The sequence below is a fragment of the Streptomyces sp. 5-10 genome (assembly GCF_014712245.1).
GTDB classification, from domain to species: domain Bacteria; phylum Actinomycetota; class Actinomycetes; order Streptomycetales; family Streptomycetaceae; genus Streptomyces; species Streptomyces violaceusniger.
Genome location: NZ_JACVYG010000010.1, coordinates 151,342 through 167,193, shown reverse-complemented (window position 1 = coordinate 167,193; position 15,852 = coordinate 151,342). Strand labels below are relative to the sequence as shown.

Here is a 15,852-nt window from a genome sequence, read left to right as displayed (position 1 = left end):
GAATCAGCTCCTTCGACGTGGGTTGTCGGTCCGCGAGCGGACGCGCCGGCGGCGGTCGGACGGCCGTCGGGCGGGTGGGCGAGCGGGCTCCTCGGTGTCCAGCAGGCGGGCGCAGCCACGCGGGGTGCCGGCGGCGAACACCTCGGCCAGCGCGAACTGCCGGTCCGCCGCGGTCTCCAGCGCGCCGCGCAGCAGCATCAGGCGCAGCGAGTCGCCGCCGAGGGCGAAGAAGTCGTCGTCGAGGCCGACATCGTCCAGCCCCAGGACGCGGGCCACGAGCTCGGCGGCTCTGCGCTGCCCGTCAGTGGCCGGTTCGGCGTAGGGCACATCGAGTTCCGGACGGCCACGGGGCACGACCCGCAGTGCCTTGCGGTCGACTTTGCCGCTGCCCAGCAGGGGCAGGGCGGGCACCGAAGCCAGCCGCGCCGGCACCATGAAGTCCGGCAGCCGCCCGGCCAGGTACTCACGCAGCCGCTGGACAGGGATCTCCTCGCCCGCGGGCACGACGTAGGCGACCAGGGCGGCCCCCTGGTCGGGATCCGGCGCGCCGACGACGACGGCGTTGGCCACGCCCGGGTGCCCCCGCAGCACGGTCTCGACCTCCGCCGGCTCCACCCGCTGCCCGCGCACCTTGACCTGGTCGTCGGCCCGGCCCAGGTACTCCAGCTCGCCGCTGGGCAGGTACCGGGCGAGGTCCCCGGTCCGGAACACGACCGGGGGGCGACCGGGATCGTGCCGGTTGGGCAGGAACCGCTCGGCGGTCAGGTCAGGCCGACCGAGGTAGCCGTCGGACAGCCCGGGGCCGCCGGTATGGATCTCGCCGGGGATGCCGGGCGGCACCAGCCGGCCCGCTGAGTCGCACAGGTACACGCGCATGTCGAGGGGGACGCCGACGTTGGTGCCGGGGCCGCCGGTTCCGGGGGCGGCCGGGGCCGCGGTGCGGTGGCAGACGTAGTCGGCCTCGCTGAGGGTGTAGGTGTTGTGCACCTCGAAGCCCAGCGAGCGCAGTTCGCCCTCCAGGTCCTGGCTCAGCGCCTCTCCCCCGACGAACACGTGCCGCAACGCGGGCGCCGTGCGGAACGCGGGCTGGGTCAGCAGGAGCCGCAGCATTGACGGCACGAAGCTGACGGTGGTGATGCCCTCGTCGTGGATGAGCCGGGCGAGGTAGCGGTCGTCCAGATCGCGGCCGGGCTCGGCCAGCACCGCGGTGCCACCGCCGGCCAGCGGCCAGACGAACTCCCGGAAACTGATGGGCGACTTGAGCAAGTGCCGGTCCGCCGGGCCGGGGCCGTAGAGGTCCTGTTCGAGCCGGATGCGGGAGGTGTGCATCCGGTGCGGGCGCACCACGGCCTTGGGGGTGCCGCTGCTGCCCGAGGTGAAGATGACGTAGGCGGTGGTGTCGGGCCGTGCGGTGTCCGGCGGCGGACCGGACGGCTGGTCGGGGGCGAGCAATGTCTCGACCCTCCGGGCCTGCCCGCCGACGGCGGTGTGGCCACTGGCGGTGGTGAGCTGGGCCACCGGGTCGGTGAGGCCGAGGATGTCCGCGGCCCGCGGTGCGGGCAGTGCCGGGTCCAGGTAGACGAACGCGCCGCCCGCCTTCCAGATGCCCAGGATGGCGGTGAACAGGTCGAGGTCCCGCTCACCGGTCAGCACCACGAGGTCGCCGGGTGCCTCGATGCACGGGAGCAGGGCGTGCGCGAACCGGTCGGAGGCCGCGTCCAGCCGGCCGTAGGTCAGTTCGGTGTCGCCGCACCGCAGGGCGACGGCATCCGGCGTGCGGGCGCTCTGCTCGCGGAAGAGGCGGTGCAAGGTGACGTCGGCGTGCGGGGTGTGCCGGGCGTTCCAGGTTTCCAGCAGGAGCGTGCGCTCCGCCGGCAGCAGCAGCTCGACGTCGCCGGCGGCCCGGTCCGGGTGCTCGGCGACCTCGTGGGCGAGCAGCGCCAGGTGTTCCGCGACCCGATCCGCACTGCCGTCGTCGAATACGTCGGCGTCGTGCGCCAGGTCCAGTACGTCACCGTCGGCGGAGAGCGTCCAGACGGGCCGGCGGAGCACGGCCGGTGGCACCTCGGCGGGGGCCGAGAGCACGGCCGCGTACAGCTCGCCCTCGGCAGGCGGCGCGGCGGGCCGCGGCCGGATGGCGCGGGCGAGTTCGCCCAGCGGGGTGGTCTCCTGGTCTGCATCGCTGTCGTGGCACACGACGGTGCGGCCGTCGTCGGCGACTCCGACGACATCCCAGCCGACGCCGTAGCGGTGCAGCAGCAGGCGGCTCAGGGCGGCCAGCCGGACCACCCCGCCGGGCCCCCGCAACAGAGCTGCCGCCGGCGGGCTCACCCGTGCCGTGGCGTGCCGGGGCCGCGGCTCGCCGTGATCGGGAATGCGCTGTGGGAGAGTGATCACCACCGATCCCCACCCGTCACGGTCGCCAGGCCGGCCCGGCGGCGCAGCACGGAGCGGGCCGCCGCCATGCCGGTCGCGGCGCCGTAGGTGATGCCGATGATCTTCGAGGAGCTGTCGCCGACGAAGTACAGCCCGGGAATGGAGGACTCCAGGTCGTCGGAGAGCTCGATGTCGGGGAAGATCCGCTCGATAACGGGGGCGGCGACCGTGGCCGTGCCCGGCACGAGTCCCGGGTGCAGGGCGTTGAGCCGCTCGACCATGGCCAGCACGTCGCGGACCAGCGACGGGGGCAGACACTCGCGCAGGTCGCCGTGGTGGTAGTTGATCAGGCTGGTGGTCAGCGGCCCCTCCGGGGCAGGGCGCTTTGCCAACTCGTCCACCGTGGACACGACCGGAAGGCCTCGGCCGTAGGCCGCGACCCTGGCCGCGAACGCGGCGGCGTGCTCGGTGCCGTCGGTCCCCTCCGGCAGGTCGACGGTGGTGAGAACACCCATGTTGGACTTGCTGGTGGGCTGGTTGAGGCAGTGCTGCCCGTCCAGGGCGACGGCGTCCAGGAAGCCGTACTGCATGACCCGACCGCCCTCGCAGACGCAGAACGTCCGCACGGAGTGGCCCTCCTCGTTGAGGAAGGACAGCTTCGGGTTGTGGCAGCCGTCCAGCAGGCGGTCGAGGTCCTCCCGCCGCGTCTCCAGGCGCACGCCGAGATCGACGCGGCGGCTGGGCCGGTGGCGCACGCCGATCCGGCCGATGAGTTCGCGCACCCACGGCAGGCCGAGCTTGCCCACGCCCACCACGACGTCATCGGCGTGGAAAGCGGCCGGCCCGCCAGGAGTGGCCGCGCGCACCTCGAAACCGCCGCCGCCCAGCGGCTCGATGTCCTCGGCACGGTGGTGCAGCAGCACGCGGCCGCCGTTCTCCTCCAGTTCGGCGTTGAGGCGGGCGATGACGACCAGGGAGTCGTCCACGGTGACGCTCTGCGAGAACGCGGTGTCGACGTGCTGGAACATCGCACCGAAGGAGTCGTCTTGTCCGGCGTGGACCGGCTCGGCGGGCGGCAAGCCCAGTTCGTAGAAGATGCGGTACGCCTCGGAGATCAGCTCCTGGGCGCGCTCGAACGAACCGAGGGCACGCTCCAGCCCGCTGTAGGAGCGGACCGTGCCGTCCGGCGCCGACTCGATCTTGGAGCGGGTGAGCGAGGAGATGTAGCCGAGGTTGGTGTCGAAGTGGAAGGCGGCGCCGCCCAGCCCCGTCAGGCAGGTGCAGCGGGGGCACTGCAGACGGAACTTCTCGGCATCCCGCACGGACCGCCCGTCCATGCGGGCCACCAGGCGGGAGCACAGGCTCTCCCGCATGTCGCCGCCGGCCTCCAGCAGGGCGACGCGGCGGCCGGCCCGCACCAGGGTCAGGGCCGCGAACAGTCCGGCGGGGCCGCCGCCGATGACCACGGCGTCCATACGGACCGGCGTGGCGTTGGTGTCAGACATGGTTGCTCCCGTTGACCGTTGGGCGTCGTTCGAGGTAGCGCTCGCGGAAGGGGCGGTAGAAGAGCCGGCTGGTGTCGCGGCCTTCGGCCTCGATGCGCTCGATCAGCCACTGGCAGGTGAACGGCAGCAGGTCGAGCACGCGGCCGGGCCGCTGACCGGTGTGGGCACCGTAGTGGTCGAGACCGCGGGCCAGGACGGAGCCGAACCAGTGCTCGCGGTCGAAGACCTGGTCGTAGAGCCAGTCGAAGCCGCGCTCCCGATAGTCGGGGAAGACCACGAGCGCCGTCGTCATGAGCAGGTTGACGATGTCCATGGCGGCGATGCCGGTGGCGCGGTAGTCCTCGAAGTCCAGCACCCTGGCGGTGCCGTCACGCGGGTCGCAGCGGACGTTCCACGGGCCGAGGTCGCCGTGGGTCGGCGCCAGCAGTGCCGTGCGCAGCGCCTCGTCGGCGTGCTGAACACCGAACTCCGGCGTGCGGACGTAAGTAGCGGCCGTCTCCAGGGCGAGCTCGGGCGTGCTGGAGACCGCGGTACCCGACCGGTGCAGTTCGACGACGCGGTCCACTGCCGGGCGCAGCACCCGCCACAGGCCGTCAGGGGTGTCCACGCCCGTGACGGCGGTGGGCAGGTCGACGCCGGGCAGGTAGCTCATAGTGAACCCGCCCCCCAGCGCGTCGAGCGGAGCCGGACAGCCCAGGGGTGACGGAGGCCGGAAGGAGCGCAGGACCTCGAGCTCGCCGGCGAGCTTCGGGTCGCTGTGCGACAGCGGGATCTTGGCCACCGCCACGGCCTCGCCGTCGATGTCGAGACGGACGAACGTCCGACGGCGGACCTTGCGGGCGCCGGCAGGCGTCCAGGTGCTGGTGTTCACGCGCTCCGGCGACACCTCGCCCTGCCCGGTGCGTTCCCGGTGGGCGGCCAGCATGAGTTGGGTGATCTCGTCGGTGTCGACGGTGCGCTCCGCGAGGTCGGCGGCGGTCACGACGTCCTCCCGGCGGGCGTGAGGCGGTCACTGATGTGGGCCAGCAGGTCGGCCAGGGCGGGGCCGCCGAGAAGCCCGCCGAGCTCGTCGACGGCTGCGTCGCGTTCCTGGTTCGTCAGCTGCCGGTAGTCGGCCAGCCGCTTGTTCAGGTAGTCGGCGAAGACGCGGTACTCGGTCTCGTCCGAGAGGAGTTCGCGGGTGAGCCGGTCCAGCGCCCGTGTGCCCTCCAGGTCGTCCTCCGGTACCTCGAACCGGGTGCCGAGGTCGATGAGGCTGGCCGCGTTGTCACCGATCGCGGTACCGCGCAGGGCCCGCAGGTTGGTGACGTGCCCGTAGTGCTGTTCGGGCAGCAGCAGCGGGAGCTTGCGCAGGATGACCGCCTCGTGCAAGGAGGTGAGGCTGGGCGGCACCGCGTACAACGGGGCGTGGGCCAGATGCCGCAGGAAGTCCTTGTGCGGCAACATGGTGTACTCGATCTCGACGCCTGCGTGGGTCTCGGTCACCGGTTCCCGGAACGCACCACCGCACACCAGGACGCGGCGCAGTTCGGGCTGCGCTGCGGCGAGTTCGGTGACCCACCGGTGCAGCAGGTCGAGATAGGCATTGTGGGATTCGTAGTCCAGGAAGAAGTTCTGGAAGCCACCCAAGTTGATCAGCAGGTCGGGAATGCGGTCCGGTGCGGAAGCGGACAGCTCGGCCTCCAGCGCGCCTCGGTCCACGATGGGGCCGCACAGCTGGATGTGGCTCGCGCCCGTCCTGGTCAGGGAGTCGATGCGCGCCGCGACACCGGGGAAGTTCTGCGCGTACGACCGGGTGGCCAGCAGGTGGGCCAGCAGGATGCGCTCGTGCGGCGTCAGCGTGTCGAAGACGAACCGCGCGGTCTCGTCGTCGGACCAGCGCACGAGCGACGCGCGGGCGGCCAGTTCCTCGACGCTGCGCTCGGTGAGCCAGAAGCTCAGCAGGCTGTCGAAGAACAGCACCGGTACGTCGGCGCGCACCGCCCAGAACACGAGTTCCGCGTCCATCACGCTGACCACGAAGTCAGCCTCGGCCAGGCCGGCCGCGACGTCCTCGTACCGCTGAGTGTCGCCCTCGTTGATGTTGGTGAAGCGGTGCAGGTGGCGCCGCGCGAAGTCCAGCGCGACGTCGCGACCCGTGAAGTCGATCGTGGCGCCCTCGAACAGGGGCGATATGGCGGTCAGTTTGGAGATGGGTCCGAAACCGCAGGCCTGGGCGCTGGAGAAGATCCTCATCGTCACGCTTCCCTCGTCTTCCGGTGGCGGTAGCTCAGTACGGCGGACCGGATGCCCTGGCCGTCGACGCCGTAGAAACGGAGAAGGTCCTGGTGGGCGGCGACCGGCGGGTACCGGTGGTCGGTGTGCAGGCTGATCACCGCCGGACCTCGGCGGCCGAGTGCCTCCGCGGTGGACGGACCGAGACCGCCGGGCGCCAGGGATTCCGCCGCGGTGACGACGAGCGGCCAGCGGCCGGCGAGCTCTCGGATCGCGGTGGCGGGAAAGGGGCGCAGGGTAGTCACCGAGGCGACGGCCGCCACCACCCCGTCCGCGGCCAGCCCGTCCGCGGCGTCGAGCGCCTCGGCCACACATCGACCGGTTGCCAGGACCAGAACGTCGTCGCCGTCCCGCAGCAGCCGGGGTCCGCGGGGATCACCCTCGGAAGCCGCGGTCGGCAGCACGGGATCAGGACGCGCGGAGAGCCGCACGTAGGCCGGCCCCGAGGTGTCGGCCAGCAGCGTTCGCACCACAGAGACGGCGTCGGCGGCATCGGCCGGGCAGTACACCCTCATGCCGGGCATGGCCGACATCAGGGTGATGTCGTCCGGGGCGTGGTGGGTGGGGCCGAGCGGGCCATAGCCGAAGCCGCCGCCCACGCCGAGCAGCACGACCGGCAGGCCGGGCACGCACACGTCCAGCCGGATCTGTTCGTACGCCCGGCGGACCAGGAACGGCGCCATGGCGGCGGCCACCGGACGCAGGCCGGCGCGGGCCAGCCCCGCGGCGACGCCGACCAGGTTGGCCTCGGCGATGCCCGCGTCCACATAGCGACGCGGATCCCGCTCGAGGACCTGGTGGAACAAGGCCCGTCCGTCCGCACCCACGGCGATCAGGCTGGAGTCGTCGTCCACGGCAGCGGCCAGCACCGGGGCGAGCGCGGCTCGCATGCTCCGCGGCGCGACGGATGTGTGGTGCGGTGGGATGGATGTGGTGGTCATGGTGCTCTCCTCACGCCGTCGCGGTCAGCGCCGCGACGGCGATCCGGCGTTGGGCGGCGTCCAGCTCTCCCATGTGCCAGGCGGGATCACCCTCGGCGAAGGGAACTCCCCTGCCCTTGGTGGTGTGGGCGATCAGCACCGCCGGGCCGTCACCGGCTTCCAGCGCGGTGACGGCGTCGGCGATAGCCGTGATGTCGTGGCCGTCGCTCTCGCCGACCCGCCAGCCGAAGGCACGCCACTTGTCCGCCAGGGGTTCCAGGGCACAGACCTCCTCCGTGTCACCCTCCTGCTGAAGGCGGTTGCGGTCGACGACGGCCACGAGGTTGCCGAGCCGGTGGTGGGCGGCGAACTGCGCCGCCTCCCAGTTGCTGCCCTCGTCGAGTTCGCCGTCGCCCGTGATCACGTAGACCCGGCGGTCCTTGCCTGCGAGCCGTGCGCCCAGCGCCAGGCCACTTGCGAGGGACAGGCCGTGGCCCAGCGCCCCGGTGGCCGCCTCGATCCCGGGAATACCGTCCGACGGGTGCCCTGGAAGCTCGTTCAGGTCCGTGGTCAGCACGCCCAGTTCGGCGAGCACGGCGTACAGGCCGTAGGCACCGTGGCCCTTGCTGAGGACGAGCAGATCGCGGTCCGTCCAGTCGGGGCGGGCTGGGTCGCGACGCAGGATCCTGGTGTAGAGCGCGGCCAGCACGTCGATCAGCGAAAGCGCGGGGCCCAAGTGGATGGCCTTGCGCGCCGCTAGTTCGACGACGCGGAGTCGGGCCCGCCTGGCCAGTTCATCCACGTTCGACATAAGGAACACTCCTCGCGAGAACGGGGTTGGAATGAGCCGGATAAGCGCAGGGTGAAGCCGTCTGGCTTCTATACGCAGAAAAGGTCTTCCATCATTTCGTGCGAGACTTCCTCGCTCAGATCCCGCTCGTCGGTGTCACCGACAGTCAAACGAGGTCGCTCGCCTTGGTCATCATGTTGCGCGCGAGCGTGCCCTGGATGTTCGCAGACACCCACCTGTGGTCGAGGGCGGTCGGCTCTGCCGTTCCCGGTGGACCCGAAAGAAACGTGCCGCATATTTGTATCAGCCCGGATCGCCCGGTTGCCAGTAATCTAAATGCCACCTAAACGCCCGCCTATGCCTCGTCTAAACGAAGCATTGTCGACGCCTTGAAAGCTTGGACAGCCGCTGGTTGGCATGTTGTGATGAGAGCCACGGCGTCCTGTGCGAACAGGTTCTGGACCCGTTCGACCGGCCCCGACAACTGACCCTGCCGGCCACTACGGCTTTGCGCGCAAAGACATCCCCGTTCTCCGTCCCATCCTTTCCGGAAAGGAACGTTCATGTCTGCTGGCTACGGGCGGCTGATCTGGCGCAACGGCGTCCTCTTGCCGTGGGAGGAGGCCACCGTCCACATCAGCTCAGTGGGCCACGCCTCGGTCTCAGCCGCGTTCGAAGGCGTGCACTCGTACTGGAGCAGCACGCGGGAGACACTCCACGGCTTCCGCTTGCGTGACCACATGCAACGGCTGCTCGAATCGCTGCGGATGAGCTGGATGGAGCCCGAGTTCGACGCGGACGCGCTCGTCACCGCAACGGTCGAACTTCTCGCGTCCTGGCACACCACGGGCAAGGACCTGCACATCCGCCCGTGGGGCTTCGCCGCCGGAACACATCGCCAACAGATGGTGCCGCGCGGCACCCCGGCCGAGATCGCCATCGAGACCTGGGAGTTCGAGAGCAAGCTGGGCCAGGGCAGCACCTGCACGCTCGCGGTCAGCTCGTGGCCGCGGTTCAACCACGGTGCCTCACCGGCGTCGATGAAGGTGTTCTCCAATTACCACAACGGCCGACTGGGCAACATCGACGCCAGAGCACGCGGGGCCGACTGGCCGATCTTCCTCAACACAGGCGGTCAGGTCACCGAGTCGTCGGGGGCGTGCATCGCCCTGGTCAAACGCGGCCGGCTGATCACCCCGATCCTGTCCGATGGTGTGCTGGACAGCATCACCCGACGCACGCTCATCCAACTGGCCCAGGAGGAGCTAGGTCTCGAGGTGGAGACCAGGACGGTGGAGCGCACCGAGCTGTACCTCGCCGACGAGATCTTCCTCATGGGCACCTCGGCCGAGGTGCTGCCCGCCGTCGAGGTGGACGGCTTCCCGATCGGCGACGGCAAGACCGCGGGTGAGATCACGCAGGCGATCGAGGTCTGCTACCACGACACCGTGCGAGCCGTGACCGGCAAGCACGACGAATGGCTGACCCCGGTGCACCTCGGCCGAGCTCCTGGCGCGCCGTCGTTCCTCTCCCCCACTGGTTCGAGCGATGCCGGGAGTTCGAAATGAAGCGTCTCGTCCATGCCGTCGTGGGCTGCGGCCGTGTCGCCCCCAACCACGTCGACGGCTTCTCCGTCCTGCCCGACCTGGAGGTGCGCTGGGCCTGCGACCGCGATCTCACGACCGCGGAGTCGCTGGCTCGTGCACACGGCCTGCCGCGCGTCACGACGGACGTGCACGAGGTGCTGGCCGACCCGGAGGTGGACAGCGTCTCCGTCGCGACCGGGCATGCCACGCACCACGGGCTGGTCGCGGCGGCGCTCGAAGCGGGCAAGCACGTGCTCGTGGAGAAGCCGCTCGCCCTCAGCGTCGAGGACGGCGCGGCCCTGACATCCCTCGCCGAGCGCGCCGGACGGGTGCTGTCGGTCGTCTCCCAGCACCGCTACGACCGCGTCGTCACCGCCGTCCGGGACTGGATCGAGGCCGGCCTGCTGGGCAGCCTCGTCTCGGGCGTGGTCAGCCTGCAGTGCGGCCGTGACGACGCGTACTACGCGGGCAGTGACTGGCGCGGCACCTACGCGGGTGAGGGCGGGTCGGCCCTGGTCAACCAGGGCTACCACGCGCTCGACGTGACCCGCTGGCTGACCGGCGGGCTCGCGGTGGTCGGCGCGGCCGCCGGGCACACCGCGCCGCGGGGCGGCATGGAGACCGAGGACACCCTCGCGGCTCTGCTGCGCGGCCCGCAGGGCGCACTCGTGACCTACCAGGTCACCGTGGCCAGCAGCATCACCTGGCGCACCCGCGTCGAGATCATCGGCACCGGAGGGTCGGTCCTGTTCGACCTCGACCACCCCGGGACCCTGCACGTTGCGGACGGCAACGAGGAGCTGCGCGCGGCGGCGGCAGAGCTCGCCTCGGCGAAGGTGGAGCAGGCTCCGCCGGGGATCGGCTACTACGGCATCTCCCACCGCCGGCAGATCGCGGACTTCGCGGCGGCCGTGCGAGACGGCCACAAGATGATCGCCGACGACCGGGCCGGGCTGGACACCCTGATCCTGTTCCAGGACATCTATCGTGTGGCCCGGCACGAGGTGGCGGCACCCGTCCTGTCAGCGCTGGGGAGCTGAGTCACCGATGGCGGAGTGGCTGCAGTCGGCGTTCCGCACACCTCGGTGTCGCCCCAGCCATGGTCAGGGGCGACACCGAGGCGGGAGCGGACGTCGCCCGGCGGTAGGCCTCGGTCGAGGACTCGCTGGGCGTGCTGCTCGTACGCCTGGCCCAAGCCCGACTCTTCGACCTCGATCCGCAGCTTTACGCGGCCCGCATCAAGACCGCCGGGCCTCGGCTTCACCAGCCCTGCTGCGACAGGTGAGGCCGAGGGGTCGACGTCACGACCGGAGATCGACACCAGCGGTGACTTCGCCGGACCTCCAGGGAGCGCAGTCCCCCGCGGAAGCGAGTGAATGGGAGTTCGAAACATGCTGCACGACGTCACCGACGCTACGCGCCGGTTTATCGGTCTGCTGGACGCTGACCAACGCGAACACGCGATTCGCGCGGTCGCCGACGACGATCTCAGGCACCGCTGGGGGTACGCACCCGGCACACGACCTGGCCTGGTGCTCGGCGATCTCCGGCGCGACCAGCGCAAAGCGGTGCACGGCATGCTCGCGACAGTGCTCAGCCCGCACGCCTACTCGCAGGCCGCAGCGGTCATGGCGTTGGAAGACGTCCTCGACCACCGAGAGGGCGGGCACCGCGACCGTCACAGCGGCGACTACTGGACAATCCTCTTCGGCACCCCGGACGGCGACGAACCGTGGGGATGGCGAATCGAAGGCCACCACCTCTCGGTGAACGTCGTCGTCGCCAACGGCCGCGTCTCGGCGACACCGTTCTTCCTCGGCGCGAACCCGGCCCGCGTCACCTACCGCGGGCGCGTCGTCGGCCAACCGTTGCCGCTCGAAGAAGAACTCGCTCGCGAACTCCTCGACCGCATGGACCCGACCGCCCGCCGCCTCGCCGTCGTGTCTGACCTCACGCCACACGACATCCGCAGCAGCGACTCCCCGCGCATCAATCCATCAGAACCGGTCGGCGTGACACCGGCGCAACTCGGCAAGCCCGCAGGCAAGCTACTGGTCGACATCGTCCGCCTCTACCTCGACCGGCTCAGGCACGAACTCGCTGACAAGGAGTTCGCGCAGATCGACCAGGAACGCCTGCACTTCTCGTGGGAGGGCTCGCTGCGTCGCGGCGAAGGCCACTACTACCGCGTCCAGGGCCCGGAACTGCTCATCGAGTACGACAACACATTCAACGAGGCCAACCACATCCACACCGTCTGGCGTCGCCACTCAGGTGACTTCGGCGACGACCTCCTTGCCGCCCACTGCGACGCGCCACTGCACACTGTCGCCCTCGGAGTGGCCCAGAGGGGTTGACGACGCCGTCGCCCCGCAAGGACGCCTGCGCACCCAGCGTTTCCCTGCCTACCCCACACTGAACACGCCACCACCGCACGGGAGGAACCCGATGGAAGTCCGTCTGGACGGCCGCAGCGCCATCATCACAGGTGCCAGCAAGGGCCTTGGGCTCGCGATGGCCAAGGAATTTGCTGCCTCCGGCGCCAATGTGGCGATCCTGGCCCGCAATCCCGATACGCTGGCCGAAGCCAGGGCTGTTGCGTCGGCCGGTACCCAGGGACGGGTCGAATCCTTCAGCTGTGACGTTTCCAAGGCCACCGACATCCAGAAAGCCTATGATGCGGTCGTCGGCGCGTTCGGACAGGTCGATATCCTGATCAACAATGCTGGCCAGACCCGGTCCATGCCGTCGGACCAGATTACCGATGACATCTGGCAGGAAGACCTGGACCTGAAGCTTTTCGCGGCGATCCGCCTTACCCGGCTTGTCTGGCCGGGCATGAAGCAACGCAAATGGGGCCGGATCATCAACGTGCTCAACACCGGGGCCAAGACACCACAGGCCAATGGTGCCCCCACGGTGGTGTCGCGTGCGGCCGGCATGGCGCTGATGAAGGTCTACGCCAGTGAGGGCGCCCCGCATGGCATCCTGGTCAACGGCATGCTTGTCGGCCAGATCGTCTCGGATCAAATCGCGCGTCGCTACAAGGCCGAGAACACGAACGTCTCATTCGAGGACTATGTTGCCAAGGCCGGCGCCAATATCCCGGTCGGCCGCATGGGCAAGGCCGAGGAGTTCGCCGCCATGGCCTGCTTCCTGTGCTCGGATCATGCGGGCTTCACCGCCGGGACGGCGATCAATATGGACGGCGGCGCCTCGCCCGTGGTTTGATGCCGCCGGGTCACGCTGCGGGAGCGCAGAGCGCGGCCGTCGAGCGGCTCGGCCCTCGCGCGCTGACAGTGCAGTTCGAGTGCTGCGATCGGGATTCTTGGTGTTGGTGGCGAAGCAGGTCAGGCGCATGCCGTCGGCGTCGGTGAAGCTCAACTGTGCGCCGCTTCGGTGTGGTCTGCAGCGGGTCACCCACCGGACGCCCTGCCACGTGAAAGCGCGAGGCCAGGCGGTGCGGGGAGCCCATCCGTGCTCCCCGCGCGTCCGATGTCAGGACTCCACCGGCGACCGGTGCGAGCTCAGTCGCGAGGCGACGGCGCTCGAGATGGCCCGCTTGGCCCGACCGACGTCGTCGGACCGCACGATGTCGTGCACGTTCACCAGGTCGCCGCCGGGCTCCAGACCGAGCCTGTCCGAGAACGTCCGACGGGCGTTGCCGAACACCCGTAGCGCCTGGGCGCGATGACGAGTCAGGAGAAACGCCAGCATCAGCTGCTGGTGCAGGATTTCGTTGAGCGGGTTCCGCGGCACTTGCTGGGTGAGGAAGCCGATTGCCTCGTGGTATAGGCCGGCGCTGAGCTGTGCCCACGCGGTGAGTTCCACGCATTCGGTGCGCGACTGCCGCAGCCATGAATCGAACGAGCTGAGGATCGGTCCCGAATACACGCCTCCCATCAGGCTGCCTCGGTGCAGGGCGAGCGCGTTGCGCCACGCCCGCGCCGCCCCCTCGTGATCACCGTTGGCCATGCTGAGATGGCCGTCGGCCCGATACCGGCCGAACATCTGCACGTCCAGCTGCTGACCGCGGACAAGCATGGTGTAGCCGGGGAACTGGCTGTCGACGACCCCATTCCCGATCTGATCCCTCAGCTTGGAGATGTAGACGTAGATGGCATCCCGGGCCCGCCGTGGCGGCTGGTGCCACACCTCGCCGATCAACTCCTCGACGCTGACCACGCGGCCACTCCGGACCAGCAGGGTGGTCAGGATCACTGACAGGTTTCGTGACCGGATCGCATGGGGGCGACCGTCGACGACGAGGCGAGGTGGACCGAGGATTTCGAAGCGCAAGTCGTGGGTCATGGTTCACGCTCCTCCGGGATCGACGCAGGACCGGCGGTGCGTTCCGGCATGAAGTCTCCTCGGGCCCTCGCCGTGTCGTTGCGGTGGCGCAGGATCCCGTCGGCTCCCCGCAAGGCGGTACCGGGCGGCCGACAGGCGGATCATGCTGGCCGTGGACGTAAGCAATTGGCTCCGCCCTGACGCTCCGACCAGCGAGGACCGGTTGTTCTGCCACGTCTACGGGTGGGGTGACCACAAGACGGATCAGTTCGTGCCGGGCCGGCAGTCAGCCGTGAACCAGGACAGCTGCGCCAACGGTTCGTCCGAGTAGGTGGTGGAGAACTTGTCGACCCAACGGTCGGTGAACGCCCTCATTCGCCATTCCCCTCACGCCATCAGTTTCGCGGCACACAGCGTCGCGCTGAATTCCTGAATTCTCCACGACGCGCCTTACGGCCGTCTTGTCCGTCGGCTTGTCCAACGCCTTGTTCACCGCCTCGTCCAACTCCTTGCAGGGTTCCGCAGTCAGCTGCCCGACGTTTACGTGATCGGCCGTTCGAACAGCAGCGGCCGCGGGAATCAAGCCAGTCGCAAGAACCCCGTAAGGAGTTGGACAAGCCCGCGGACAAGACAACCGCAAGGAGCATGGTGGAGACTTCCGGGACTGGCACCACGCACGGATCGACCACGCCGTATCGACCATGGCGACGGAATCTGTTTTCCTGGCCCTGAATCCCATCGCCGCTTATTTCTTTGATGGGGGATCCTCGGCCGCACGCGACGTCATCGAGACACATCTCACCGTGGAACGCCCGGACACCGTCCAGCCTCGGCAAGGAGTTCGCGCCTTGAAGCTGCCTCCGTCTGAACCACCCGCGACCTCGTCCACCCTCCTTCTGGTCGGATCCGGTTCCCGCCTCCGTCAGGGACACCTACTGTCCCATCTGGCCGCCGCCGCTGACGTGGTGCTCCTCGACACCGTGGCACCGACCTGGCAGAAGCCCTGGCTCAAGGGCGCGGAGGCGTACGACCCTCGGGACACGCCGTTCCCCCTGGAGCAGGCCCGCCGGCTGTGCCGGGACCACGATGTGCGAGCCGTCGTCACCTACAACGAGTCGGAAGTCCTCCTGGCGGCCGAACTCGCCGCGACGCTCGGGCTGCCCGGCCTGCCCGTCGAGGCGGCGCGGATCTGCAGGGACAAGCACCGGCAGCGCGAGCTGCTCAACCGCACGGGTCTCTCGCCCACCGTGTCCGTCCCCGTACACGATGTCCAGGAGGGGCTGCGGGCCGCCGCCGACATCGGCTATCCCGTCGTGGTCAAGCCGCGTGGCCTGTCCGGAAGCCTCGGTGTCGGTCGCGTCGCCGACCCGGCGGACTTCACCCGGTTCTTCGAACTGGCCGCGGGAGTCGACAAGATGGGCATGGCCAGCGACGGCGTCCTCGTCGAGGAGTACGTGACGGGAACCGAGTTCCTGGTCGACGTCTGGAGCAGCGGGGGAACGGCCGAGGTCGTCTACTGCGGCCGGAAGTACATGGCGCACGACCCGTACCCGATCGACACCGGGCACATCATGGGCGAGGGGGCGCTCCCGACAGCTGAGTACGCCGCCGGCCTCGCCCTGGCCCGGGACGCCGTCCTAGCCGCCGGCATCGACCGCACGATCGCCAACCTGGACGTCGTGCTGACGCCCCACGGCCCCCGCGTCATGGAGATCAACGGGCGCCCCGCCGGGGACCTGGCCTCCGTGATCGCACACCTCGGCACCGGTCTGAGCGTCGGCGGCCTGCTGGCGGACGCGGCGCTCGGGCGCCCGCTGCACGCCGAGCCCGCTCCGGACCGCGCCGCCGGCGTCAAGTTCCTCTACCCCGCCCGCCGGCAGCGCTTCGAAGGGCTGGCCGAGGCACCGGAGTTGAGGGCACAGCCGTGGCTCCACGAGATCGGTGAACTACCTGAACGCGGCACCGTGGTGGAGCCTCCGCCCGAGGACTGTTTCGGCCGGGCCGGGTGGGTGATCGCGGAGGGCACCCACGCCGATCAGGTCCACGAACGGCTCACCGAGGCCGAACGCGCCCTGACCGTCCAGGGGCCCTATGTGTGACCTACGAAGGGA

Annotated in this window: 13 protein-coding genes; 6 read left to right on the top strand and 7 right to left on the bottom strand. The window is 69.8% G+C overall.

Going from position 1 to position 15,852, the window contains the following annotated elements; all coding sequences use genetic code 11:
* Nucleotides 1-3 precede the first annotated feature (3 nt).
* Genes IEJ02_RS15235 through IEJ02_RS15210 form a run of 6 tightly spaced genes read right to left on the bottom strand, consistent with a single transcriptional unit; the run spans nucleotide 4 to nucleotide 7,886 of the window.
* The gene (locus tag IEJ02_RS15235) at nucleotides 4-2,397 is read right to left on the bottom strand and encodes a non-ribosomal peptide synthetase (protein WP_191065364.1); all 2,394 of its coding nucleotides are present in this window, start codon (nucleotides 2,395-2,397) and stop codon (nucleotides 4-6) included.
* The gene (locus tag IEJ02_RS15230; protein ID WP_191065363.1) at nucleotides 2,394-3,881 is read right to left on the bottom strand and encodes an FAD-binding protein; all 1,488 of its coding nucleotides are present in this window, start codon (nucleotides 3,879-3,881) and stop codon (nucleotides 2,394-2,396) included. The genes IEJ02_RS15235 and IEJ02_RS15230 overlap by 4 nt, the downstream gene beginning before the upstream one ends.
* A complete protein-coding gene (locus IEJ02_RS15225) occupies nucleotides 3,874-4,863 on the bottom strand; it encodes an aminoglycoside phosphotransferase family protein (RefSeq protein ID WP_191065362.1) in 990 nt (329 codons plus the stop codon). Before IEJ02_RS15225 ends, IEJ02_RS15230 begins: the two co-directional genes overlap by 8 nt.
* On the bottom strand, nucleotides 4,860-6,116 hold the full coding sequence (locus tag IEJ02_RS15220) for a hypothetical protein (RefSeq protein WP_191065361.1): 1,257 nt from the start codon (nucleotides 6,114-6,116) through the stop codon (nucleotides 4,860-4,862). The genes IEJ02_RS15225 and IEJ02_RS15220 overlap by 4 nt, the downstream gene beginning before the upstream one ends.
* A 2-nt stretch (nucleotides 6,117-6,118) precedes the next feature.
* The gene (locus tag IEJ02_RS15215) at nucleotides 6,119-7,096 is read right to left on the bottom strand and encodes a transketolase C-terminal domain-containing protein (protein WP_191065360.1); all 978 of its coding nucleotides are present in this window, start codon (nucleotides 7,094-7,096) and stop codon (nucleotides 6,119-6,121) included.
* A 10-nt stretch (nucleotides 7,097-7,106) separates the two neighbouring features.
* Complete coding sequence (locus tag IEJ02_RS15210) at nucleotides 7,107-7,886, bottom strand: transketolase (protein ID WP_223863846.1); 780 nt, start codon at nucleotides 7,884-7,886, stop codon at nucleotides 7,107-7,109.
* 542 nt (nucleotides 7,887-8,428) lie between these two features.
* Between IEJ02_RS15210 and IEJ02_RS15205 the strand changes: the two genes are divergently transcribed.
* From IEJ02_RS15205 to IEJ02_RS15190, 4 genes are all read left to right on the top strand, one after another.
* Nucleotides 8,429-9,433 carry an aminotransferase class IV gene (locus tag IEJ02_RS15205; protein ID WP_191065359.1) on the top strand — a complete coding sequence of 335 codons (1,005 nt, stop codon included), beginning with the start codon at nucleotides 8,429-8,431 and terminating at the stop codon, nucleotides 9,431-9,433.
* Nucleotides 9,430-10,491 (top strand): Gfo/Idh/MocA family protein, encoded by a 1,062-nt coding sequence (locus IEJ02_RS15200; protein ID WP_191065358.1) that lies wholly within the window; start codon nucleotides 9,430-9,432, stop codon nucleotides 10,489-10,491. Before IEJ02_RS15205 ends, IEJ02_RS15200 begins: the two co-directional genes overlap by 4 nt.
* Nucleotides 10,492-10,842: 351 nt before the next feature.
* A complete protein-coding gene (locus IEJ02_RS15195; RefSeq protein WP_191065357.1) occupies nucleotides 10,843-11,808 on the top strand; it encodes a DUF3500 domain-containing protein in 966 nt (321 codons plus the stop codon).
* A gap of 91 nt (nucleotides 11,809-11,899) precedes the next feature.
* Nucleotides 11,900-12,682 carry an SDR family oxidoreductase gene (locus IEJ02_RS15190; RefSeq protein WP_191065356.1) on the top strand — a complete coding sequence of 261 codons (783 nt, stop codon included), beginning with the start codon at nucleotides 11,900-11,902 and terminating at the stop codon, nucleotides 12,680-12,682.
* A 267-nt stretch (nucleotides 12,683-12,949) separates the two neighbouring features.
* On the opposite strand, the gene IEJ02_RS15185 is transcribed toward IEJ02_RS15190, so the two are convergent.
* Entirely contained in the window at nucleotides 12,950-13,762 is an 813-nt protein-coding gene (locus tag IEJ02_RS15185; RefSeq protein ID WP_191065355.1) for an AfsR/SARP family transcriptional regulator, read from the bottom strand.
* A 151-nt stretch (nucleotides 13,763-13,913) separates the two neighbouring features.
* On the opposite strand from IEJ02_RS15185, the gene IEJ02_RS15180 reads away from it, so the two are divergent.
* Together IEJ02_RS15180 and IEJ02_RS15175 are read left to right on the top strand one after the other, a co-directional pair.
* A complete protein-coding gene (locus tag IEJ02_RS15180; RefSeq protein ID WP_223863845.1) occupies nucleotides 13,914-14,072 on the top strand; it encodes a hypothetical protein in 159 nt (52 codons plus the stop codon).
* Nucleotides 14,073-14,589: 517 nt separating this feature from the next.
* On the top strand, nucleotides 14,590-15,840 hold the full coding sequence (locus IEJ02_RS15175) for an ATP-grasp domain-containing protein (RefSeq protein ID WP_223863844.1): 1,251 nt from the start codon (nucleotides 14,590-14,592) through the stop codon (nucleotides 15,838-15,840).
* The last annotated feature ends 12 nt before the right edge of the window (nucleotides 15,841-15,852 follow it).